General features: G+C 58.9%; 23 protein-coding genes and 2 pseudogenes. 15 read left to right on the plus strand and 10 right to left on the minus strand.

Going from position 1 to position 20,893, the window contains the following annotated elements:
- Positions 1-872 precede the first annotated feature (872 nt).
- The 3 genes from MUB52_RS22270 to MUB52_RS22280 are packed head-to-tail and all read right to left on the minus strand — an operon-like array spanning position 873 to position 2,874.
- Positions 873-1,550 carry a hypothetical protein gene (locus MUB52_RS22270; RefSeq protein WP_263846359.1) on the minus strand — a complete coding sequence of 226 codons (678 nt, stop codon included), beginning with the start codon at positions 1,548-1,550 and terminating at the stop codon, positions 873-875.
- Between the two features lie 49 nt (positions 1,551-1,599).
- Entirely contained in the window at positions 1,600-2,628 is a 1,029-nt protein-coding gene (locus MUB52_RS22275) for a fatty acid desaturase (RefSeq protein WP_263846360.1), read from the minus strand.
- A 39-nt stretch (positions 2,629-2,667) separates the two neighbouring features.
- Positions 2,668-2,874 carry a cold-shock protein gene (locus tag MUB52_RS22280; protein WP_263846361.1) on the minus strand — a complete coding sequence of 69 codons (207 nt, stop codon included), beginning with the start codon at positions 2,872-2,874 and terminating at the stop codon, positions 2,668-2,670.
- A gap of 257 nt (positions 2,875-3,131) precedes the next feature.
- Here MUB52_RS22280 and MUB52_RS22285 point away from each other — a divergent pair, with 257 nt between their 5' ends.
- The gene (locus tag MUB52_RS22285; RefSeq protein ID WP_263846362.1) at positions 3,132-3,266 is read left to right on the plus strand and encodes a hypothetical protein; all 135 of its coding nucleotides are present in this window, start codon (positions 3,132-3,134) and stop codon (positions 3,264-3,266) included.
- Between the two features lie 38 nt (positions 3,267-3,304).
- Here MUB52_RS22285 and MUB52_RS22290 read toward each other — a convergent pair whose 3' ends face one another.
- Positions 3,305-3,541, minus strand: coding sequence for a hypothetical protein (locus MUB52_RS22290; protein WP_263846363.1), 237 nt, complete (start codon positions 3,539-3,541; stop codon positions 3,305-3,307).
- 154 nt (positions 3,542-3,695) lie between these two features.
- Between MUB52_RS22290 and MUB52_RS22295 the strand changes: the two genes are divergently transcribed.
- A complete protein-coding gene (locus MUB52_RS22295; RefSeq protein ID WP_263846364.1) occupies positions 3,696-4,427 on the plus strand; it encodes a Crp/Fnr family transcriptional regulator in 732 nt (243 codons plus the stop codon).
- A 56-nt stretch (positions 4,428-4,483) separates the two neighbouring features.
- Here MUB52_RS22295 and MUB52_RS22300 read toward each other — a convergent pair whose 3' ends face one another.
- Both MUB52_RS22300 and MUB52_RS22305 read right to left on the minus strand, forming a co-directional pair.
- Positions 4,484-4,684, minus strand: a complete 201-nt coding sequence (locus MUB52_RS22300; RefSeq protein ID WP_263846365.1) for a hypothetical protein — start codon at positions 4,682-4,684, stop codon at positions 4,484-4,486.
- A gap of 170 nt (positions 4,685-4,854) precedes the next feature.
- On the minus strand, positions 4,855-5,271 hold the full coding sequence (locus MUB52_RS22305; protein ID WP_263846366.1) for a hypothetical protein: 417 nt from the start codon (positions 5,269-5,271) through the stop codon (positions 4,855-4,857).
- 242 nt (positions 5,272-5,513) lie between these two features.
- On the opposite strand from MUB52_RS22305, the gene MUB52_RS22310 reads away from it, so the two are divergent.
- From MUB52_RS22310 to MUB52_RS24030, 13 genes and pseudogenes are all read left to right on the plus strand, one after another.
- A complete protein-coding gene (locus MUB52_RS22310) occupies positions 5,514-5,828 on the plus strand; it encodes a hypothetical protein (protein ID WP_263846367.1) in 315 nt (104 codons plus the stop codon).
- A gap of 89 nt (positions 5,829-5,917) precedes the next feature.
- Positions 5,918-6,178, plus strand: a complete 261-nt coding sequence (locus tag MUB52_RS22315; RefSeq protein WP_318527458.1) for a hypothetical protein — start codon at positions 5,918-5,920, stop codon at positions 6,176-6,178.
- A gap of 287 nt (positions 6,179-6,465) precedes the next feature.
- Positions 6,466-7,650 (plus strand): DUF1611 domain-containing protein, encoded by a 1,185-nt coding sequence (locus tag MUB52_RS22320; RefSeq protein WP_263846368.1) that lies wholly within the window; start codon positions 6,466-6,468, stop codon positions 7,648-7,650.
- On the plus strand, positions 7,647-8,768 hold the full coding sequence (locus MUB52_RS22325) for an alanine/ornithine racemase family PLP-dependent enzyme (RefSeq protein ID WP_263846369.1): 1,122 nt from the start codon (positions 7,647-7,649) through the stop codon (positions 8,766-8,768). Before MUB52_RS22320 ends, MUB52_RS22325 begins: the two co-directional genes overlap by 4 nt.
- Positions 8,769-8,942: 174 nt before the next feature.
- A complete protein-coding gene (locus MUB52_RS22330) occupies positions 8,943-9,392 on the plus strand; it encodes a hypothetical protein (RefSeq protein ID WP_263846370.1) in 450 nt (149 codons plus the stop codon).
- A 364-nt stretch (positions 9,393-9,756) separates the two neighbouring features.
- Positions 9,757-10,962 (plus strand): DEAD/DEAH box helicase, encoded by a 1,206-nt coding sequence (locus MUB52_RS22335; RefSeq protein ID WP_263846371.1) that lies wholly within the window; start codon positions 9,757-9,759, stop codon positions 10,960-10,962.
- A 117-nt stretch (positions 10,963-11,079) separates the two neighbouring features.
- Positions 11,080-11,466 carry a hypothetical protein gene (locus MUB52_RS22340; RefSeq protein ID WP_263846372.1) on the plus strand — a complete coding sequence of 129 codons (387 nt, stop codon included), beginning with the start codon at positions 11,080-11,082 and terminating at the stop codon, positions 11,464-11,466.
- Positions 11,467-11,531: 65 nt separating this feature from the next.
- Positions 11,532-12,272, plus strand: coding sequence for a hypothetical protein (locus tag MUB52_RS22345; RefSeq protein WP_263846373.1), 741 nt, complete (start codon positions 11,532-11,534; stop codon positions 12,270-12,272).
- Positions 12,273-12,312: 40 nt separating this feature from the next.
- Entirely contained in the window at positions 12,313-13,149 is an 837-nt protein-coding gene (locus tag MUB52_RS22350; RefSeq protein ID WP_404818265.1) for a transglutaminase-like domain-containing protein, read from the plus strand.
- A gap of 117 nt (positions 13,150-13,266) precedes the next feature.
- Positions 13,267-13,758 (plus strand): hypothetical protein, encoded by a 492-nt coding sequence (locus MUB52_RS22355; RefSeq protein ID WP_263846375.1) that lies wholly within the window; start codon positions 13,267-13,269, stop codon positions 13,756-13,758.
- 70 nt (positions 13,759-13,828) lie between these two features.
- Positions 13,829-14,137, plus strand: a complete 309-nt coding sequence (locus MUB52_RS22360; protein WP_263846376.1) for a hypothetical protein — start codon at positions 13,829-13,831, stop codon at positions 14,135-14,137.
- A gap of 221 nt (positions 14,138-14,358) precedes the next feature.
- Positions 14,359-15,225 carry a transglutaminase family protein gene (locus MUB52_RS22365; RefSeq protein WP_263846377.1) on the plus strand — a complete coding sequence of 289 codons (867 nt, stop codon included), beginning with the start codon at positions 14,359-14,361 and terminating at the stop codon, positions 15,223-15,225.
- A gap of 367 nt (positions 15,226-15,592) precedes the next feature.
- Positions 15,593-15,754 (plus strand): annotated as a pseudogene (locus MUB52_RS24030) (hypothetical protein); the annotation flags it as partial.
- Here MUB52_RS24030 and MUB52_RS24140 read toward each other — a convergent pair.
- The 4 genes and pseudogenes from MUB52_RS24140 to MUB52_RS22380 form a co-directional block, all read right to left on the minus strand.
- A complete protein-coding gene (locus tag MUB52_RS24140; RefSeq protein WP_404818266.1) occupies positions 15,704-15,823 on the minus strand; it encodes a VPLPA-CTERM sorting domain-containing protein in 120 nt (39 codons plus the stop codon). The pseudogene MUB52_RS24030 and the gene MUB52_RS24140 overlap by 51 nt on opposite strands.
- Positions 15,824-15,862: 39 nt before the next feature.
- Positions 15,863-16,393, minus strand: a complete 531-nt coding sequence (locus tag MUB52_RS22370) for a hypothetical protein (RefSeq protein ID WP_263846378.1) — start codon at positions 16,391-16,393, stop codon at positions 15,863-15,865.
- A 1,262-nt stretch (positions 16,394-17,655) separates the two neighbouring features.
- Positions 17,656-18,666 carry a serine hydrolase domain-containing protein gene (locus MUB52_RS22375; RefSeq protein WP_263846379.1) on the minus strand — a complete coding sequence of 337 codons (1,011 nt, stop codon included), beginning with the start codon at positions 18,664-18,666 and terminating at the stop codon, positions 17,656-17,658.
- A gap of 509 nt (positions 18,667-19,175) precedes the next feature.
- Positions 19,176-20,473: pseudogene (locus MUB52_RS22380) on the minus strand (IS3 family transposase).
- Positions 20,474-20,893: the final 420 nt, after the last annotated feature.

Genomic DNA, 20,893 nt, shown 5'->3' on the forward strand with positions numbered 1-20,893 from the left:
AAGGCCTTTCGTTCGACACTCTGCTGGCGGACAAGGCCTTCGACAGCAATTGGATTGTCGAAGAGAGGAACGCGCGCAGCCCTCCTGAACTCAAAGTGAATCTCAACAGACCCTAGAGCGGCGAAGCGAATGTGTGCCATATCCACTCGGCTCCAACCCGATTGCCGTTACCCAGTCGCGGACGAGATCGTTCTTTACGAGATCCGCGACGGCGAGCCGTACCAGATCGCGTCCCCGCAGTTTGCTGTCGATAGCGACGTTGAATAAGACCAAGTCCCGAAGATTGCCCGCAAGCTCGAGCCGCGCGCGGATTGCCCAGACCTGTTTTGGCAGCAGTGGACGTTTCTGACCAATGATGCGCCCCTTGTTCCCAGCCTTGCGTTTTTGGGGTGACGGCGGGAAGTTGGACTGTTGGCATAATACGCCTCCGATCCTTCCTCCGCGCACAGTCATCAACACCGTGCTGACAGTGCGATTGTACGAGCAACGTCAAACGCCCGGTTTTCGACGCCAACGGAAAGTGCGATTTGCGCGCACGCTATCGGCGCTTGTGAGCATATCTAGCTGATGCTGAGCTGTGCACAGAGGTCGGAAGCCCTTTCAAAGTGGCAACTCGTCGACTATCTCCGCGTCGTCCCCGTGATGGATGGTGGCGATTAGCGATCATTTTCAGGTGTTTACATGACAGCGTGTGCAGATCGTATTCATGTTTCGATCGCGCGATTTCGCGATACCTGCGGCCGTTTTCGGAGGCATAGTGCGCTTGAAGCTTGGTACGGCCAACCCGACCGATACGTTCCGACACACCTCCTTCAGTTTGGGCCTTGTCGTTGTTCCGTCAGGCTTCGCATCCAGCCTTCCGGCGATGTCGGTCATCCGGCAGTCCTAATCGCTTCGCGCAATTCAGTGTGCAGAATCCAGTTTCCCGGGTCTTCATCGTTCCGTTGCTTGCCTCTGTAACCCAGAAACTTCGTCCCGTTGTGTTCGCTGGTCGCAGCGTCAGGAGTTGCTTCCAGGGAAAGGTAACTGGCGATCAACAGCCCAGCGGACGCCAGGGCGCGATTGGCTGAGGCGTTCGATTTATAACCGGCGGCGCTTGCCAGGCGCCTCTCCGACAATCCATCATCGTCAGCTAGAGCCAACGCCGCCAGCATCGCGCGCTGCGGGCGCGAAAGGGCGATCTGGGCAACCGCTTCGAAAAATTCCTCGGTGCTCGGAATTGCAAAACCCGTTGTCGGTTCGGCCCGACGATCGTCGGTTCTGCGGATTTCCCGTGCTTCGATGACATCGTGCAAGGCGGCGATCGCGGCCTCCTCCGTCGCGCCTGTGGCTTCTGCGATCACCCCGCGGGCGTTCGTTGGCGGTTTCGGAAAAGCCCGGGCCACGTATTCCCCGGACAGGAGCCCAGACTTGATCTGGTACCGGCCGTGTTCGCCCAAACGAACCGCTGCCGGTGTCTCCGACAATCGTTCCGCCACCTTCTTTCTCTTCTTGTCTTTGAAGAGGTCGCGACCTGTGGCCGTTCGACCTTCCGTGTTGAAACGCGCCATGATGGTTTTCTCCGAATATGGTGGTTGGCAAGGTGGTTGCGATTCCGGATCAATCCGGCAACTGCCGCGCCTCGGCGAATGTCACCAGCCGCCCTCTGGATTCGTCCCAGAGAGCGAGGCGCGCGCAACCCAGGCTTTCCCGCAGAGTCACACGGTTTGAATTCGCAAGCGCGTCGTGGTCCCGAAGGACCTCGGGAAGACGGTAGAACGGGATGCGGCTGGCCAGGTGATGAACATGGTGGGCGCCGATGTTCCCGGTGATCCAGCGCAGAATTCCGGGCAGTGCATAGTGCGAACTGCCCTCTAGGGCTGCTTCCTGAACGTTCCAACCCTCGTCTCGCTGCCAGCTGGTTTCCTCGAATTGGTGCTGAACGTAGAAGAACCACATACCGGCCATCGCGGCGAGGAGCATCGTCGGAAGAAACACGAACGATAGAACATGCCAACCGCCGAACCAGACGAGGGTCGCCAAGACTATCGCGATCGCAACATTTGTCGCGAGCGCACTGATCCAATAGTGCCATCCTGATCGCATCAAACCGACCGGCAGCCGGTTCTGGAGGAAGAAGGTGTAAAACGGCACCACCCCGAACAGGAAGACGGGATTACGCACAAGGCGATACAAGATCCGGCCGACCCACCCTCTTTCCCGGTATTCCTGGACAGTCAGCGTCGGTAGATCGCCAATGCCTCGACGGTCCAGATTGCCGATTGTCGCATGGTGAATCGAGTGGTTCTTGCGCCAGACATCATAGGGAGTCAGCGTCACCACGCCGATGACACGTCCCAACCAGTCGCAGGCGCGCCGGCTCTGAAATAAGGACCCGTGGCCACAGTCGTGCTGGATCATGAAAAGACGAAACAAGAAGGCCGCGTTCCCCAATGCCAAAATGACCGCTAGCACCGTGCTGACCGACAGCAACCACCAAGCCAAGGCCCAAATCGCGACAAACGGCGCAACTGTCACGAACAGCTCAAACAGACTTCGGGCCGGGTTCGGTGTGCGGTATGGCGCAATGAGGCGTGACCATTCCGAGGAATCGCATTGCGGTTGGGTCGTCATGGCGGGCTTGGTCATGACGATGGGGCAGCCCACAGGAGCGCCCCCTTGCAAGGTTCAGGCAAGCGCGATGTTTGTCGCACTTTCGCGGCCGTCGCGGCCAGGCTCGACATCGAAAGTCACTTTTTGGTCGTCGTTCAAGGTCGTCATACCCGCACGCTCGAGTGCGGAAATGTGCACGAACACATCTTTTCCACCCGATTCCGGTGCGATGAAGCCGAAGCCTTTTGTGGTGTTGAACCACTTCACTGTGCCATTGGCCATGTGAATTTTCCTTTTTTTGATCGCTGCCCGCGGCATGCGGCAGGCCGGCTTCTCACGACACTGTCGAGCGCTGTGAGCCGGTGAAGGAAAACAGAGAGTCGAATGGAGGCCAGTAGCGTTTTAAAGGTGGTGCCGACCCGGAAGAATTACAAGGTGCGCCCTGGCCCACGCGCCATATTTTCTTTGCCAAAGAGGCATCGACCTTCTAAGGCTAGCGAGCTGCCGGGTACCCCGGTGGCTCGTAAAGGAATGCCGACATGTCGTTCAACGACCTGGCAAAGAAAGAGGCCGCCGACAAAAAGGCCTTGCAAGAAAAAGAAACGAAATCAACGCCCAAAACTGACGAGGGCCCCGTATCGGGGACCAAGCCGTTCGATCCGTCACAGGACTGACAGGCGCATCGCACGACTTAAGGTTCGCCCAAACAGCCTTAGGTGTGGCGTGTCAGGTTTCCTTCTTCGAGGATTTCGTTGATCAGATCGGCGGTTGCGGCATGCAATTGCCGCTCCGATTCCGAGCCGTCTGCGTTTTCGTGAGTTTCCGCAGCATCGCGTAGAATACCGACGATTTCGCGATCCGGAAGCACGTTGCGATCTTGAAGGGCAAGCAGCAAGGCCTCGCAAATCGAGAGGGCAGCCATGCCCGCGGGGTCTTGCCGGTCTGGCATCGTAGCATTCCTCCTCTGTTCGTCGCATCGCGAATGGGCGAGGTCGTAGTGTTCTTTGACACTGTCATAGTGCTTTCTGTCTGCCGCACTGATCGAAAGCAGTCTCTATGGAGAATTCTTCTTGGCGCATTCGCCGGTTCGAAAGGGATCAGTTATGAAAATTGAAACCAGCCCGCTCACCCGAAAGCTCTCCGCGTTCGTCAAGCTTTCGGCTTCAGAACTTGGCGTGCTGGAGCGGTTGCATGAGCGACGGAAATCCTTCTCCGCAGGGCGTGACCTTGTGCATCAAGGTCAATCGGAACAGGCGGCGTACATTCTGGCAGCCGGCTGGGTCGTCTCTTACAAGATCCAGCCTGACGGATCGCGCCAGATCGTTGATTTCCAAATACCGGGGGATTTTCTTGGGCTGCGCAGCGTTCTTCTGCACACCTCCGATCACGGCATCGAGCCGATTGTCGAAATCGAGGCGGCCGAAGTCATGGTCAGCGACCTTCTGCAAGCCTTCGCAGAGACGCCACGGCTCGCAACCGCGATCCTTTGGGCGGTGTCACGCGACGAAGCCATGGTTGTGGAACACCTGGTGGGGCTGGGGAGGCGCGATGCGGACGCCCGCATGGCGCACTTTCTGCTGGAGCTTGGTGTAAGGCTGTCATTGGTTGGGATGGGCAGCAGGGAAGGATACGCATGCCCGCTCACGCAGTATCATCTGGCCGACGCCTTGGGGTTGAGCGCCATCCATGTTAACCGCGTGTTGCGCAAGCTTCGGGAAGACGGGCTCGTCACCTTTCGAGACGGTGTGGTGGTGTTTGACCATTACGACGGTTTGGTGGCAGTGGCCGATTTCGATCCCGCGTATCTGGATCACGCGCGACCTCTCTTGTCCTGAGACGGCCGCCCGAGGTCTGTCTTCGGACGGCCCAAGATCACATCGCACTTACGGCATCACATCAAGGCGCGGCTTGCTTGCTTGAGTTCCTCATGCGCCTCTTCGTCGTTTTCCGCATCATGCGCCCGTTCGGCAGCCTGGTAGTGCTTCAGCGCGGCTGCCTTCTTGGGGCCTTCGGGTGCCTTGTCCCAGGCAGCCTTGACGGAGGCCATGTGTTTCACGGTCTGGTTTTCCTGGGTTTGGTTTTCTTCACTCATGGAATTGCCCTTTCCTTGGAAGGTCCGAGGAAAAGAGGCGCAAAATGCATGCAGTGATTTTCTGGAACTGCATTTGTCCCGCGCCTCTGAGCTACTCGGAAAATGCCACCATGACTTGCGGTGGACAGGTTCACCTATCCGGACTCTCTGCGCCATCGCACTGACGTAGGTTAGCCCGTCTGAGCCAGATAGAAGAACCACGTTAGAAGCACGATTCCAACGAAGGCAATCATTGTCCAAGACATCGAAAGCTTTGGAAAACTGTTGGTGCCTGTTCCGAGTGATTTCGAAACACGAAGCGATGCGGGCCTCGGCAGCAATGAAACCAGCTTTACCGCTCTGCTCTCGCTTGCCAGCGCCAGCGCCGGAATGTCGGTAATCGCCAAAAAATGCATCGTCAGTCGGACTTGCGCGTCCTTCGGGCCCAGACGTGAAAGCTCACGCGCCTCGGTCCAAGGCTCGAGGTCAAGGCGCGCAAGCGCTGACAAGACCGTAACAGCTGAACCGGTTCTGTCCTCACCCACTTCCGCGAAGAGGAAGGCATCGTAGTCGCTGCCATCCGGATGAAGGACGTCTGAGGCGGACATGGGTTTCCTTTCGGCGTGAGACTGAACCGAAGAGTTGCGCGCAGGTGTTTGAAGCCGCGGATCGGCATTGCCTGCCATCGTGACAGCGAAGAGCCCGACCGGGGCTAACCTCGATCAGCATCGTACTCCGAAGGTTCGCATAGTGTGTACTCAACTGCCTGGTTGCGACGAGGCATTCTTTTAGGCGCGTGCCACAGTGGCGGCGGCGGAAAGTCCAGCATTCTATTCAATGGAGAGCCGGGATGCTCACGCGTTCGACCAGGTCAACGGTGACGTTTTCCAACGAGTTCACGATTGGCGACAGCCAGCGGGAGCTTCCGGCCGGCACATATGAAGTTGTCATCGAGGAAGAGCTTCTACAAGGACTGAGCTTCGAGGCTTACCGGCGCACCGTGACATACCTGATGGTCCTGGGGCGAGGGCGCAATGCGGGTCAAACGACGATGCAAATGACCACTAAGGAGGATCTGGAGCATGCAATTGCATGTGACCGGGCCGTTTCTGAAACCACAAGTAACAGCGAAGCGGCGCTTTCCCCGCTGGAGGACACGACATGACGCCACCTGAATGGCTGAAACCCGGCACCTACGGCGTACTGATTGGCGCGGCGTTTGTCGGAATCGTTGGATTCTCTTGGGGATGATGGGTGACCGGAAGCAGCGCCGAGACGATGGCAAGCGAGATGGCCGAGGACAGAGTTATCGCGGCCTTCGTCTCATTCTGCCTCGACATGTCCCGCACCGACAATGAACGCATTGCCAAGCTCGCGACGATCCGGGAGGCATCGTCGTTCGAACGGCGCGACGCCGTCATGGAAACGGGCTGCGCGACAATGCCAGGCTCTGCGGGTCCGAACCGCGAACTGGCGCAAGCGTCTATGGAAGGGCTTGACCTTGATGAGTCGTAAACGCTCCGAGCGGTCATCGGCTACGCCGAATGGTACCGCACGATTGCATCCTAGTGCAGTCGAGGCTTTGCAGCCTCTGATGATGGCTGCACCAAGATCGACCTTCCGGACAAGGCGCATCTCGACAGATCGGGAAACCGGTGGAAATGCCACCGTAATTTTCAGCGATCGTCACGGGGCTGCGTTCTGAAGGATGAGCGCATGCGATCCGGACGAGAGCGCAGTCCACAAACCCGAACGGGTCACCTAATCGGACGCGCAAAGAACCACGTGGAAAAGGGAAATTCATGGGACCGAACAATGCAGAAAAACCGACGACAAGGCTTTCGGTCATGGGCCCGCAAGCTCCACCTGACCAATCTCGCGCCAGTGATATCCTGAACATTGAGGCGCCTACTGCAATTGTCTACTGCGAGGGAAACTTCGGACGGATCGACGGCAAAACCGCAAACGGGCTCGTCCGTCACTCACAAGCCTACCGTATCCTTTCAGTGATCGACAGCACGTGTGCCAAGCGCGACAGCGGGCAGGTTCTGGATAATGTCAGCAATGGGGTGCCCATTCTTGAAGACATTGAGGCTGCTGTGAACAGCGAAACAAACATGCCCGATACGCTGATCTATGGGATGGCGCCGTCGACCGGCAAGCTGTCGCCGTCAGATCGAAAGGTCATTTTGAATGCGATCGCACGCGGGATGAACATCGTCAGTGGTCTGCACGAATTCCTATCCGATGATCCCGAGATCGCATCGGCCGCCAAAGCCGCCAAGGTGACGATCCGCGACATACGCAAACCTCGGCCCAGCAAGGATATGCGCCTGTTTGACGGAAGCATCGCACGGGTGAAGGCGGTCCGCATCGCGGTGCTGGGAACCGATTGCGCAATCGGGAAACGTACAACGGCGACCGTCCTTGCAAAGGCACTGAACAACCGTGGCATCAAGACTGTGCTCGTGGGCACGGGACAGACGGGCCTGATGCAGGGCGCCAAATACGGGATTGCGTTGGACGCCGTGCCACCGCAATTTTGCTGCGGGGAACTTGAGCGCGTGATTGTGGAGGCTTGCGATGGCGAGGACCCGCACGTCATTCTGATCGAAGGCCAGGGGGCTCTCAGCCATCCGGCGTTTTGCACCTCTGCATTCATTCTGCGGGGCAGCCAACCGCAGGGTGTCATTCTTCAGCACGCGCCAAGGCGTCCGCACAGGTGCGACTTTCCCAACTTCCCGATGCCAGACCCAAAAAGCGAAATCCTTCTCATCGAAGCCTTTGCCGATACTCGGATTGTCGGCCTGACGATCAATCACGAGGCGATGACGGACGCCGAGGTCGACTTGGCAATCGAAACGTATTCTCACGATCTTGGAATTCCTGTGACAGACGCATTGACCCGGCCAGACTCGCACTTGATCGACATGGTTCTGGCAGCCTTCCCTCAACTGCGCACCGTACCTCTCGTGGCCGCGGAATGACCACGCCACGTGTCGAGATCGATCTTGGCAAGATCACTCAAAATGCACGATGCCTCATCCGTCGTCTTGGCGCGCGTGGGCTCACTGTCACCGGTGTGACCAAGGCGGTCTGCGGGCATCCCGACGTGGCCGAGGCCATGTTGACCGGGGGCGTTGTCGGCCTTGCTGAATCACGCCTCAGCAATGTCATTCGGATGCGGGCAGCAGGGATCGGATGCCCCATTTCGATGATACGCGCTCCAATGGTCGAAGAGGCAAAAGAGGTCATCAGATACTGTGACGCGAGCTACAATACGGAGAAGAGCACGATCCGGAAACTCGGCTCCCACGCGCGAGACGAGGGTACAGAACACCATGTCATCTTGACTGTCGAAATGGGGGATTTGCGCGACGGCATCATGCCCGAGGACCTCATCAATGCTGCGGCGCTGGTCGTTGCAACGCCGGGCCTTGCCCTTAAGGGGATCGCCGCAAACTTCGCCTGCATGGGCAACGTGGCACCGACCGCCAACGACATGGCCTTGCTCTCGCGACTGGCCGATCAGGTCGACGGCGAATGTGGGCCTTATGCAGTCCTTGTGTCTGGTGGCGGCTCGGCCAATTTGGCCTGGGCGCTTGGCGATGGATCGACCGGGCGGATCAACAATTTGCGTCTGGGCGAGGCGATCCTGTTGGGCATTGATCCCGTTTCGGGACAACCGATCGACGGCCTTCATACAGATGCATTTGCCCTTTTTGCCGAAGTGATCGAAGCAAGACTCAAACCGAGCGCAATGCCGACGAGACCGAGTCCACTGGAGTATGGGAAGCTCGAGTTGGTTTCGAATGTAGGCCAGATAAATCGCTCCGTCCTTGCCCTTGGGCGGCAGGACACGGACGCGAGCGGTTTGGTGTTTCCTTCAGGGATCGGGTTCATCGACGCGACAAGCGACCACACTGTCGTCGACACAGGCAAGGCCCATGTATCGGTCGGATCCGAGATAAAAATGGAAATGAACTACAGTGCACTCATGCGGGCGATGAGCGCGCCCGATGTCGAAAAAGTCGTACGTCACGCGCTGCCAGAAAATGGAGTTTACAAAGACTCCGGACCCCGACCACTCTTGAGGCTGGTGTAAGCCCGAGTGACCTACGCGGCCACCCAGCACCGTCATGTTTGGCCAGAGATCAACGCTTCAGACGGGGTTGCGGAAAACCGGGGGCCTCAAGTCCCAAGGTACCCTGAACCGAGCCCTGCACGACGCTTTACTCGCTGTCGCGCCCGGACCACTTCAATGAAAGGACACACCAACATGGATGACACATTGACCAAAAGCGTTGTGGTCTTTGATCGGCCGTTCAAGATGCCCGGCTTCGATCAAACTCTTCCTGCGGGTGAGTACGATATCGAGACCGAGCTTGCCTCTCCCCCGGATCATCGAGACCCCGAGGCCTGGAAGGCTTCCGTGATGATCCACCTGCCTCCGCGTGTGTCCCATCCGGGGTTGAAGCGCAGTCTGTTGGTTTCGTTGATGGATTTTGACAAAGTCTGCGCGAGGGATAAGCTCACCGGGAAACAGGTGTCAGAAGTCTTTTTCGAAGAGATGCTGGCGGATCCGATGGTGCAACTCGTTATGCGGGCCGATGGGGTGTCCGAAGCGCAGTTGCGCCATCTCTACTCGGGACAACGAACAACGCAGACCGATCCCGATCTCCCTGACCCGAAGTCCGATAACAATCGGCCGCTCGCGCCGTCAGGGTAAAGCTCCTAGAACGATGTCGCCGAAAATGTCGGGGTGCAAAGCACACTGAACCCTTAACGCTGTCCGAGCAACGATGGACTGGATCTTGTTGCCCTCTTGATCGTCCGGCTGTGTTCGCCATTGACAAAGCTCTAGACAGACCCCAATTGAGGTATACGTCATCGTTCTGCCGCGTGAGCAGGCGGCTTAAAGGCCGCCCCCGGCTGTGACGTACTGTTTTCCCACATCACGTAGGGGCGACGCCGCTCAGGGTGGCTCTCGGCGCAATTCGGTGTCGTGGGCAGTTGCCTCGGGCGCACCCCCGCCGCACGAAAACAACAGTGCTCGTCGGCATTACCGGACTCCTATCCGGACAAGGATTGACATGAACTTCAATGAACTCGGGCTGAACGCCCGCATGGTCTCGCGGCTTGAGAGCCTCGGACTGATCGAACCTACGCCGATTCAGGCGAAGGCCATCCCTCATGCGCTGCGAAGCCGAGACATCCTCGGGATCGCACAGACGGGCACGGGCAAGACCGCCGCATTTGGCATTCCGCTGGTCGTCGCACTTTCCAAAGCCGAGGAAAGGGCCCTGCCGAAGACCGCGCACGGGCTCATTCTTGCGCCGACGCGGGAACTGGCCGGTCAGATCGTCCAGAGCCTTCAGGGGCTGACGGCCGATCTCAGGATCACGCTTGTCGTGGGCGGAAAGTCGATCAACGCCCAGGCTCGAGAGCTCGCCCGCGGCACGGATATCCTCGTGGCAACGCCGGGCCGGCTGATCGACCTTATGGATCGCCGGGCCGTCGATCTCGGCAAGACAAGGTTTCTCGTCCTCGACGAGGCCGACCAGATGCTCGACATCGGTTTCGTCCATGCACTGCGCCGCATCGCACCGATGCTGGGTAAGAACCGCCAAACCATGATGTTCTCGGCCACGATGCCGAAGGCGATGGCGGAACTGTCCCGCCACTACCTGGACAAGCCCATCCGCGTGGAGGTGTCGCCGCCGGGCAAGGTCGCCGACAAGGTCACCCACAGCGTGCATTTCGTCGCCAAGGACCGGAAGCAGGCTCTGCTGATCGACCTTCTGAACGGGCACCGCGACGACCGCGCGCTGGTCTTCTCGCGCACGAAGCATGGAGCCGATCGGCTCATGAAACACCTCGACCGGGCCGGTTTCGCGGCGACCTCGATCCACGGCAACAAGAGCCAGGGACAACGTGACCGGGCCATCGCCGCCTTTAGGAACGGTTCGGTTCGCGTCCTCGTCGCGACGGATGTCGCGGCACGCGGCATCGACATTCCCGGCGTGGGCCATGTCTACAATTACGATCTGCCAAACGTACCGGAAAATTACGTGCACCGGATCGGGCGCACCGCCCGTGCCGGCCGCGATGGACGCGCGGTCGCGTTCTGCGCCGCCGACGAAGTGTCGGAGCTCAAGGCCATCGAGAAAGTGCTCGGCATGCCCGTCGAAATCGCCGGTGGCCGTGCCTGGGAAGGGATCGGAGACGCTCCGGGAGCGAAGAATGGGCGGCGTCGGCGCCGCCGGTCGTCGCGACGCCCGGAATGGATGGCCGCTTGACGGCCCGCCGCAGGCTTCTTCGGGCCTGACGCGGAAGAAGGCGCTGGACCGGCAGCTGACTGCGACCCGGACAAGCTTTCACAGCGACGCGGCGCTTTCTCCGCAGGAGGAAATTTCATGAACATTCCCGAATCGATCAAGCCCGGCATCTACGGGGCCGTAATTGGCGCCGCTGTCGTCGGAATCGTGGGCTTCACTTGGGGCGGCTGGGTGACGGGTGGAACAGCACAAGACAGGGCGATGGCGATGGCCCATGACGATGTCGTTGCGGCCATGGTACCGGTCTGCGTCGACATGGCCCGGACCGATCCCGACCGCGCCGCGAAGCTTGCGACGATCCGGGACGCGTCGACATTCCGGCGCCGGGATGCCCTGATGGAGGCCGGCTGGGCGACCGTGCCGGGTGCAGAGGCGCCAGACCGCGACATCGCGCAGGCCTGTCTGGCATCGCTTGATGTCGATGGGTTGCCCGAGCAGCCGGAAACTGCGGCGGACGAAGGATGAGCAGTTTCATGGCGGCGACAGCGCCTGCACTGCCTCGGCCCCGATTCAGGCGGGCCGTAATCGCCGTGGCCAGTATGATCGCCTTTGTGGCGTTTCCAGTGCTGGCGCAGGACGGCAGCGGACCAATGCCCGAAAACGCAGAGGCGCGGAGCTATGGCGGCGGTTGGGACTGCAGGCTCGGCTACCGGGTGGATGGCGCGGAGTGCGTTGCCATCGACATCCCGGAAAGCGCCTATGCGACAGGGCAATCCTATGGTTCGGGCTGGGCGTGCAAACGTGGATATGAAGAAGTAGACGGTGTCTCCTGCGTGGCGATACCTGTGCCTGAGAACGCCTTTTTGCGATCGTCGGGCTTCGACTGGCAATGCGATCGCGGATATCAGCAGGATCGGGAGACATGCGTTCCGATTGTCCTTCCGGAACACGGATACCTCACGGCCGACACTTCGGGGGCCGGATGGGCGTGCGACCGCGGTTTCACAACGTCGGCGGGCGCCTGCGTTCCGATTGCGGTGCCCGAAAACGGCTATCTCACCAATGCCGGCCATGGCGCCGAATGGGTCTGTGAAAGGGGCTTCTTCGAAACCGGTGGCCGCTGCGATCCCGTGGCGCTTCCCGCGAACGCCTTTCTGGACCAGGATTCCTACGGTCCGGGATGGCGCTGCGAACGGGGCTTTGCGGCGGCGGAAAGCGCCTGCGTCGCAATCGACCTGCCTGCGAACGCCCATCTCGACCGATCCGGAAACCGTTGGCGCTGCGACCGCAGTTTTCAACTGTCAGACGGGGAGTGCATTCTTGGACGATAGCGCCCCCAGATTGCGCCCGGCCGAGACGTCCGGTGTACGGATGCGGATAGGCTGTCGCCTGCGTTACCAGCTGACCCAGCCGACACCCATCATAGCCATGCTGAACGTGCACTATTCGCGATTCGGCGATCTGGAGCGCGCCGACTATCTCGTGACGCAGCCGAGCGTGCCGCTGGAAAGCTATCGCGACGGGTTCGGCAACTGGTGCACGCGGATGGTGGCCCCGGCGGGGGACTTTACCCTGTCCACCGACGGGATATTCCGCGACACCGGACGGCCCGATCCGACCGCACCCGATGCCGCGCAGCACGCCGTTCAGGACCTGCCCTGCGACAGGTTGGGCTATCTTCTGGGCAGTCGATACTGCGATACCGATCTTCTGTCGGAAGAGGCCTGGCGCCTTTTCGAGACCACGACTTTGGGTTGGGCGCGTGTTCAGGCGATCTGTGATTTCGTGCGTTCCTCTGTTTCGTTCGACTACATGGAGGCGAGCGCCACCCGCACGGCGTCCGAGACGCTGGCTGGAGGACAGGGCGTCTGCCGGGACTTCGCCCATCTCGCCATCGCCCTATGCCGCTGCATGAACATCCCGGCGCGCTATTGCACCGGCTACTTGAGCGAGTTCGGTCAACCGACGCCTCATCCGCCTGACGATTTCGCGGCCTGGATTGAGGTCTTTCTGGGCGGCCGCTGGTGGGTCTTCGATCCAAGAAACAACAGCCCGCGCATGGGGAGGATCCTGATAGCGCGCGGCCGGGACGCCGCCGACGTGCCTCTAACCCAGACATTCGGGCCGAATACACTGACGCAGTTCGACGTCTGGACATGGGATGTCAAAGACGACCCCGTCGAGGCTCCGTCCGGTTCTCGAAACTAGGCAGGGGCGTGTCAACGCCGGTTCTTGTCGGCCTGTCCGTCCTCGGCTCGCCAGCGGGATTGTTGGTCCGCCTGTCTGTCGGGACTTCGTAGTCTGAAACCATCCAGGAGAATTGAGATGACCGCCTTGATCAAGACGACCGCCGTATTTCTCCGACCGTTCCAGCTTCCGAGTTTTAACGAGACCCTGCCACCCGGCGAATACGAGATCGAGACCCAGCTGCGCGCGCCCGTGGACCGGATCGAACCGGGCACCTGGACGTCGTCCGTTCTCGTGCACCTCCATCCGCGCGCCTCGCACCCCGGGCTCGGCCGAACGCTCACCGTGCCGCTCGCCGAACTTGAGAATGCAGCGGCCAAAGACAAGCTTACCGACAAGGCTTTGACGGATCACTTCCTTGAAGAGATGCTGGCCGACCCGATGATCCGTCTTGTCATGCAGGCTGACGGGGTGGGCGAGTCCGAGCTTCGTGACCTCTATTCGGCTCGGCCCCAAGTCGGCCAGGAAGGCGCACGGGAAACCTGCAACGCCGCCGCGCCACGCAAGGAGACCAAGACGTATGACACCGGATCGCGCGCTGGAAGCGGGCGCCCGGGCATCGGAGAATGACCTGCAGCTCCGCAGTACGGCACCACGTCCGACCGCAAGCGGGCCATGGTGGGGCTTTGGGAGCATTGCCGTGACGGATGACCCGATCGATCTTGACGGTCGTAGGACCGAGGCGAGCCGACATGAGACGGAAATGCGGCGGCGACCTGCGAACGACGCCCCGTCTTTGGTATCCTCGGCGCAACCGTACCTCGGCAGTCTCGAAGACCAGATGTTGGCGGAACCGGCGCGAACATGGGTCGAGGTTATGGAGAAGTGGCGGTGCCTTCTCGAACGATATTCGGCAACACCGGCGGCCTGCGATGAATTCATACAGAAACTGATCAGGCGGGCCATTGGAGACATGGAGCGGCTGCGGAAGCGTGAGGAGCGCAAGTGACAATGACATCAGCGGACGCGGAAATCCAGATTTTGAGGGCAGCGGCCGACGTTGCCGCCGAGCGCGTCTGTCTGAGGTGCAGGTCGCCGTTCTGGAGCGAGGGGTTCGGCGAGCGGATATGTTCGCGTTGCAAGGGATCTTCCGTCTGGCGCGCTGCAATCTCCGAGGGTTGCGGACATGGGCGCCGACGTTCCGGCGGTCGTTTGTCGTAGGTCTCGCCGATGCCATCGGTCACCCTCACGCACACGACTCGCTATCGGTATCGCACCGCTGTTTCACTCGGGGCGCACAGACTGATGCTGCGTCCGCGGGAGACCCGAGATCTCAGCCTGACATCTTTCGAGCTGGAGATCAGTCCCGAAGCCCGCATCGATTGGTCTCACGATGTTGCCGGCAACGCGATCGCGACAGCGCGGTTCGGCAGAATGACGGACGCGCTTTCGATCCGGTCGCGCGCGCGGGTGGATCTGCGTGCGCCCGTCTGGCCCGTCTTCCCGATCGCCGCCGATGCGGCGTCTTATCCGTTTCAGTACACCGCCGATCACCAGACCGACCTCAGGGCATTGGCCACGCCACAGTATGCGGATGATGCGGGGCGGCTGGCCCACTGGGTGACGGACTTCGTTATGGGGCAACCGACCGACACGCTGTCCCTGCTCAAGGACATCAGCAACGGCGTCACCGGTCAGATTTCCTATCAAAGTCGGGAGACGGAGGGCACTCAAGGGCCGCTGGAGACCCTCGACAGAGGGTGGGGCTCCTGCCGCGATTTCGCCGTTCTATATGCTGAAGCGGTCCGGACGCTTGGCTTCGGCGCGAGGATCGTTTCGGGATACCTCTTCAATCCGTCCGGAGACGACCTTGGCTCCGCGGACGCCGGCTCAACGCATGCCTGGGTCGAGGTTTTCGTTCCAGGGGCCGGCTGGATATCGTTTGACCCGACCAACAGATCGGTTGGCTCCACCAACCTCATTCCTGTCGCGGTAGCGCGCAGGATCGAGCAGGTTGCCCCAGTGAGCGGCAGCTTCCACGGTAGATCCGCCGACGTTTTGTCGATGGACGTTAGGGTGGATGTGAGGGATTCCTAAGAGCCGCCGCAAGTGTGTAAATCGCGTGCAGCGTGGACTGAGGTTCTGCAGAGTGCACCACATCTGCTCCCCGCTCAAACGCAGCGGATTGTTAGTTTGTCCGAGACCCGCATTTGCATAACCTCATCGCTGCCATGCGGCGGTGTAACCGGCCATCGATGCACCGCGCAGCGAAGATGGAGCACGCAATATGCGGGTCTCGGACAAGACCCGTCGTGGGCTTCGAGGGCGCGTGGAGATGGGCAAGTCGGGTGGCGGCAAGTCCTGCGGCTATGATTTCGTCAAACAATTCTCTCCCAACGGTGAGCGCGTCAGGGGTGACCCTAAGATCAACGACTATGAGGCTTCGTAGACCCGGCAGGTCTTTCGAGACTACGCAGCCGGTAAGTCATCAAAGCGAATTGCTGCCGAGATGAATCAAGAGGGGATGAGGAAACCAGACGGTTGTGGCTCACCCCGGCCAGTTTACCCGCCCCGATCAACCAGCCGAGCGGCGTTTTCGACGGATCAGAAAACCCGCACCGCCTAAGGCTAATGCGAGCATTGGAGAGCTCGCGGGAAGCGGTACAACTGGCACAGACACCGCGCCGCCCGACACATCAAATCGCAAGGCAGCGGCGTCGCCAAAAAGCTGACCCTAATATGACAACAGCGTGATAGAAATCGAGTCATCGGCGAAGGATATCGACGGCTCATCGAAGGTCGCAACGCCATCCGGGTTACCCGAGTTCTGTAAGAAATCAGAGAAACCGCGCCCGTCAGGCAGGAATGTGACCGCATCAATTGCCACGGGTGAGCTGTCAATGGTGCTGAGAAAGTTCAGACTGCTCAACACAACCGTGATGTCGTATTCCTCGAACAAGTCCACATTCTGAGCAAAGATTGACAAATCGAACGTGTCTCCGTCGATAAAATCAATACCAATGTGAAAGCCAGTAGACGGTTCTACGAAGATCACATCGCAACCATCCTGTGAGAAGGTGTCGCAATCACCAGCGACGGATTGTGCGGCCCCACTTGCGCTTCCAATATCGAATGGAGGGGTCCCGCCAAATATGCTGCTGGCGGAGACGTTGAACGTGTCATTGCCTATAAGGCCAACAGAGGCCGCATGTGCCGTTGTCGTACCGACAACCGAAAACACGATTACAAAGATGGACTGCTTCATTTCTTGACTTCCCTAAATGATCGAATAGGCGACGTATCAATTGAATGAAACTACATCGCACCTAGAGCTGACATTCCCCAGATGGCCTGACGCTTGACATAAGCTCGCCCGATCTTGCCGCTGGGTCAAGTGACCTGCCCTCCCAGCCTCTGCTACTGACTAAGCGCCGCCCCTCGATTGAGCATCGGGTTACCACCCGTCAATCGACCAAATGCGGTTATGGCGGGCGACACTGCAGGATCGTTCAGCGAAAGTACTAGGCCGAATCCAACCGTTCGAATTTTTGATGGGTGTTGCTACGGCGCTACATCGTGACTTTGCGCAACCTGCGTCCAAGGCACGTACTACAGAAAGGCAAAAGACGCCCAGAAGGGTACCAATATATTGTAGTATAAGACTTAACTTGGTTGCGGGAGGGGGGAGTTAATCGCGACTTTGACCCATGGTCAGTTGCGATGGTTGCTGGGGCTCTCAGCCATCTCAACTTGCTCTTTCGCGCTGCCGCATAGCGCCCCAATCGGCAGAATGCAGTTCTCACACCTTAGCGCTAATGTGCTACACTTTCTCATTTTGCCAAACCCATTCAATGCAAAGTGAAATTACTCTAAGCGGCCCGGACCGGACCTTGGCGAGGGAATCCAGTGCCGCCGTACAGCCGTTACCCAGAGCGGATGTTGGCGACATGAGCGGCCCCTGCAGGTCGATAAGGATGCTTCCGAAAACGCTGTGGCCAGTATCTGTGAAGCGCGGCACCAAAAATCTCTCCAGGCCGCGTACCTTGGCCGGTTAGACCAGAAATGTTGGCCCGATGGGTGACAAGCATCGATTTGCTTTTCGTAGTGTCTAAAAGGTCGCGTACCTCTACGGTCTGGCGCGTGCGGGTTGAGACATCCTGAAAGAATGAATTCAACGGTGAAAAAAGCGAGGATACAACCGCTATCCAACAAAGTGGCTGTTTCGCGGGTGCGACACAACCAACTTGTTAGGACCCGATCAAAGACAATACCTTCATCTTTTAATGCCGCACCAATCCGCTGGACCTGTAGCTAACCGTGCTGATCCAGATTGCGCTGGTTGTCGCAATCCCACCAACTGGAATTGCGCAGGATCGCCCGTGCCGGGCGCCAAAGCATTACGCCAAATGGCAATTGTGTCCGGCTCACGCAGAGCATCCCGAGCATTGGCTGAGAGGATGACGGGTCAAAACACAAAAGCAAATCCAGAAATCGTAACATGTCAGGTCCTCTGCGTTGTTTTCAAAGTTAGCTAGCCTGAATGCGGGCGGTCGGGATGATTTCGTTTTCGATCAACCGCATCAGGTCGCCGAAATAGCCGCCGCTGCGTGCGGGTCTTGTTGGATCTGAGGTGATTGCAATTGTCAGCCTAAGGCTCGGGACAAGACAAATGATCTGACCACCGTAACCACGTGCCAAGGCATAGGCGTCTTGGCCTGCACGCCCCAGAAACCAGCCGTAGCCATAAGCGAGCCCCGAGAATTGCGACCGTGTCCGGGGTGCAAAAGAGCGTCTCACCCAGTCGCTGCTGAGAACCTGCCCACCACTCCAACGGCCGTCTTGCCGATACATTTCGCCAAAGCGCACCATATCCCGCATGCTCAATGACATTTCGTTCCCACCAAGGTAGCGACCCTGTGGGTCGCGCGTCCACGCAGGGATGTCGATACCAAGCGGTCGCCCGAGGCGCGCCCGCGCCAGCGACAGCAAGCTTTCACCCGATGTTTCCGAGAGAACGGCCCCCAGAACGTGAAACGATCCTGTGGAGTAGTGCATGCCGGTGCCTGGCTCAGAAACCATCGGCCTTGTCAGGGCATTCGCAACCCAATTGCTGCTGCTTACCCAGCCGCTATAGTTTGCGCCTGACGTGCGTTCCAAGCCCGCCTGCATTGTCACAAGATCTTCGATAGTGATCTCGCCGACGCGTGGATCAGCGGCAGACGGGATAAGCTGCGGTGCCACCTGCGCGAGCGTGGCTTCGAGTGACGGGATCTCGCCGCGATCTAAGGCCGCACCTGTCAGCGCGGCGACAATGGTCTTGGACACCGATTTGACAGGTACGGCACGGCCGATAGCGGGCCCGCGAAAGACGTCGGCAAGAACCTCTTGGCCGCCCTGCCAGACAACAATGGCATGGCACTGATCGAACGCACGAGCTACTTGTGCAACGCCCTGCCAAGAGTTCGTCTGTGCAATGCTTGGCTGGGCAAAAAGTGCCGTTGCTCCTGCCATAAAACTACGACGATCAATCTTTGGCATCACTTAAACTCCGTTGTGCTGAAATCGTAATGCGCCATTGGACAAGGACAACTCACGTTTGCATGAACACCTGCCTCACGAGATCCGCAGGGGAAAAAATGCGCAAGTATTGCACCTATTGAGACGACGCATAAGCTGCAGAATCGAAAGGACGGCCCTAAGCGGTCATCCGTCGCGGTGTCGCGATGCTGCCACCGCGATCTACAAAGCCGACGTTCGGAGTGCGCGCGAGAGTTCCCGGCCAATCTTCAAAACCTATTAAGAGTGCGAGTATTCGCGAGCCCGATAGTGTCGAATGGACCGTCCGTACCATCCAGCTCTTGCCAGATCGTTGAGAACTCGTGGAGTTGTATTCGCTCATGCCGGATTGTGGTCCAGCCTGTGTAATCCTCTAAGGTTGCGCACAGCGCATACCGAACCTCATTTTCTAGTGCCGTTGGGATGGTTACAACCAATGTTGCCTGTTCACCAGCTTCAAGCTGGATCTCACCCTATTTCTGGTCCGGTCTTCATGCGACCTTTCGGGCCTCGTTCAGTTGGGCCGCAAACTCGCTCGGCGTCAAGTTTCCGAGCGATGACTGCGGCCTAGTTTCGTTGTAATCGGTTCTCCAGTTGTTGATCCGGACCCGGTCATCTTCCATGGACATGAACCAAGACGCGTTCAGGCGTTCCTGGCGAAGGAGACTGTTAGATGCCTCGATATGGGTGTTGTCCATTGGTTTTCCGGACCGGGAGAAGTCCAGCTCGACCTTGCTCAGATAGGCCCATTGGTCGAGCAGCCGACCAGCGAACTCCGGGCTATTGTCGACCCGAATACTCCGTGGCTTGCCTCTGATGTGTGCCAGACGATCCAGCTCGTCGATGACCTGATATGCCCGGAATCTTGTCCTCGCGGTCGTCGCGAGAGCCTCTCTCGTAAAGCAGTCGACGATGGTCAGAATGCGGAATGGTTTTCGTCGAACAGACGATCCGACAAGAAGTCCGTTCGCAATTGGTCTTGAACACATGGCGACACAACGGCTCACCCCAGACATCGTTCATGCCACCAGCCTCCGATCGACCGGATCGATACCGGCAGGCACGGCGCCGTTTCGGGCTCCGGGTGCGGATCCAAGCCTTCCTCGCAGCATAGCCGGTACAGGCGCTTGTGGTTCATCTGCCAGCCTTCGCGCTCCAGCAAGATATGCAGACGACGGTATCCATACCGCACGCGGCTCTCGACCAGTTCCTTCAGGTGCATCCGCAGCTCCACTGCCGGGTCGCGCCTGGATTGATATCTGTGGGAAGCCCGCCAGAAGCCCATGGTTCGGCATGCCCGGCGCTCCGATACCTCGAAGACATGTTGATAGTGCCGGACAACTTCACGACGGCGGACGGGCTTCACCGTTCTGCACCTCTCTCGAACCAGTGGCGTTCGATGTCTCACTTTCGCAGCGCATCCGTTCGCCAATGTCTCTCGGACCATTGGCGTTCCATTGGCTCACCATGGTCTTGTCCAACGTCAGATCAGCCACGAGCCGCTTCAGCCTGCTGTTCTCGTCTTCAAGCTGTTTCAACCGACGGATCTCCGACACGCCCACCCCGGCATAGACCGCTCGTCGGGAAATCGATTCACTGGATCGATGTCTTATCCTCCGCACTCCAGCGATAGAACGTCGCTTCCGCGATACCGTTATGCGCGACGATTGATCCACCGGATCAGTCGCTTAACGCTTCAACTCCGGCAGATCTCGCCGACCGTCGTTCCGGCGTCTGCCTGCCTCAACGCAAAGGCAATCTGCTCATCGCCAAATCGTTTCTTCGGCATCGGTACACGCTTCTGTTGTCAGAAATGTACCCAAAATTTCGCAGCCAGATCGGACCAGTTTCAGGGGGCAAGACCAATGGCGACACCCCTCTCCCATAAGACCCTAAAGTAGTCACGCCAGAGCCGAGCGCATCTAACGAGTTGAACGACCCGATCAGCGGCCCTAGCGGCATCAAAGACAGTTTCTCGTGTTTGTATAAAGAGTCTTTGGATCTACGAATTGCATTCGAAGCATCATGGATTTGGTCAGATGTCGTCTACCGAGAACAATCGACGAAATGGCTTCGGATCGAGAGAGTGCATGATCTTTCGAACTGGAATCAAGCATGGAACGGGAACGACAGCACGTCGGATCAACTGATCTTCCCGCCTGAGTGCTTGAATGACCCCAACTTGGTTTTCTTGCGCGCATGTCAGGAG

The organism is Roseobacter sinensis, assembly GCF_025755255.1.
Classification (GTDB): domain Bacteria; phylum Pseudomonadota; class Alphaproteobacteria; order Rhodobacterales; family Rhodobacteraceae; genus Roseobacter; species Roseobacter sinensis.

Bases quoted from the DNA above. Each gene is read 5' to 3' on its own strand.
- MUB52_RS22270 (WP_263846359.1), bottom strand. From the start codon at position 1,550: ATGGCGCGTTTCAACACGGAAGGTCGAACGGCCACAGGTCGCGACCTC.
- MUB52_RS22275 (WP_263846360.1), bottom strand. From the start codon at position 2,628: ATGACCAAGCCCGCCATGACGACCCAACCGCAATGCGATTCCTCGGAA.
- MUB52_RS22280 (WP_263846361.1), bottom strand. From the start codon at position 2,874: ATGGCCAATGGCACAGTGAAGTGGTTCAACACCACAAAAGGCTTCGGC.
- MUB52_RS22285 (WP_263846362.1), top strand. From the start codon at position 3,132: ATGTCGTTCAACGACCTGGCAAAGAAAGAGGCCGCCGACAAAAAGGCC.
- MUB52_RS22290 (WP_263846363.1), bottom strand. From the start codon at position 3,541: ATGCCAGACCGGCAAGACCCCGCGGGCATGGCTGCCCTCTCGATTTGC.
- MUB52_RS22295 (WP_263846364.1), top strand. From the start codon at position 3,696: ATGAAAATTGAAACCAGCCCGCTCACCCGAAAGCTCTCCGCGTTCGTC.
- MUB52_RS22300 (WP_263846365.1), bottom strand. From the start codon at position 4,684: ATGAGTGAAGAAAACCAAACCCAGGAAAACCAGACCGTGAAACACATG.
- MUB52_RS22305 (WP_263846366.1), bottom strand. From the start codon at position 5,271: ATGTCCGCCTCAGACGTCCTTCATCCGGATGGCAGCGACTACGATGCC.
- MUB52_RS22310 (WP_263846367.1), top strand. From the start codon at position 5,514: ATGCTCACGCGTTCGACCAGGTCAACGGTGACGTTTTCCAACGAGTTC.
- MUB52_RS22320 (WP_263846368.1), top strand. From the start codon at position 6,466: ATGGGACCGAACAATGCAGAAAAACCGACGACAAGGCTTTCGGTCATG.
- MUB52_RS22325 (WP_263846369.1), top strand. From the start codon at position 7,647: ATGACCACGCCACGTGTCGAGATCGATCTTGGCAAGATCACTCAAAAT.
- MUB52_RS22330 (WP_263846370.1), top strand. From the start codon at position 8,943: ATGGATGACACATTGACCAAAAGCGTTGTGGTCTTTGATCGGCCGTTC.
- MUB52_RS22335 (WP_263846371.1), top strand. From the start codon at position 9,757: ATGAACTTCAATGAACTCGGGCTGAACGCCCGCATGGTCTCGCGGCTT.
- MUB52_RS22340 (WP_263846372.1), top strand. From the start codon at position 11,080: ATGAACATTCCCGAATCGATCAAGCCCGGCATCTACGGGGCCGTAATT.
- MUB52_RS22350 (WP_404818265.1), top strand. From the start codon at position 12,313: ATGCGGATAGGCTGTCGCCTGCGTTACCAGCTGACCCAGCCGACACCC.
- MUB52_RS22355 (WP_263846375.1), top strand. From the start codon at position 13,267: ATGACCGCCTTGATCAAGACGACCGCCGTATTTCTCCGACCGTTCCAG.
- MUB52_RS22365 (WP_263846377.1), top strand. From the start codon at position 14,359: ATGCCATCGGTCACCCTCACGCACACGACTCGCTATCGGTATCGCACC.
- MUB52_RS22370 (WP_263846378.1), bottom strand. From the start codon at position 16,393: ATGAAGCAGTCCATCTTTGTAATCGTGTTTTCGGTTGTCGGTACGACA.
- MUB52_RS22375 (WP_263846379.1), bottom strand. From the start codon at position 18,666: ATGCCAAAGATTGATCGTCGTAGTTTTATGGCAGGAGCAACGGCACTT.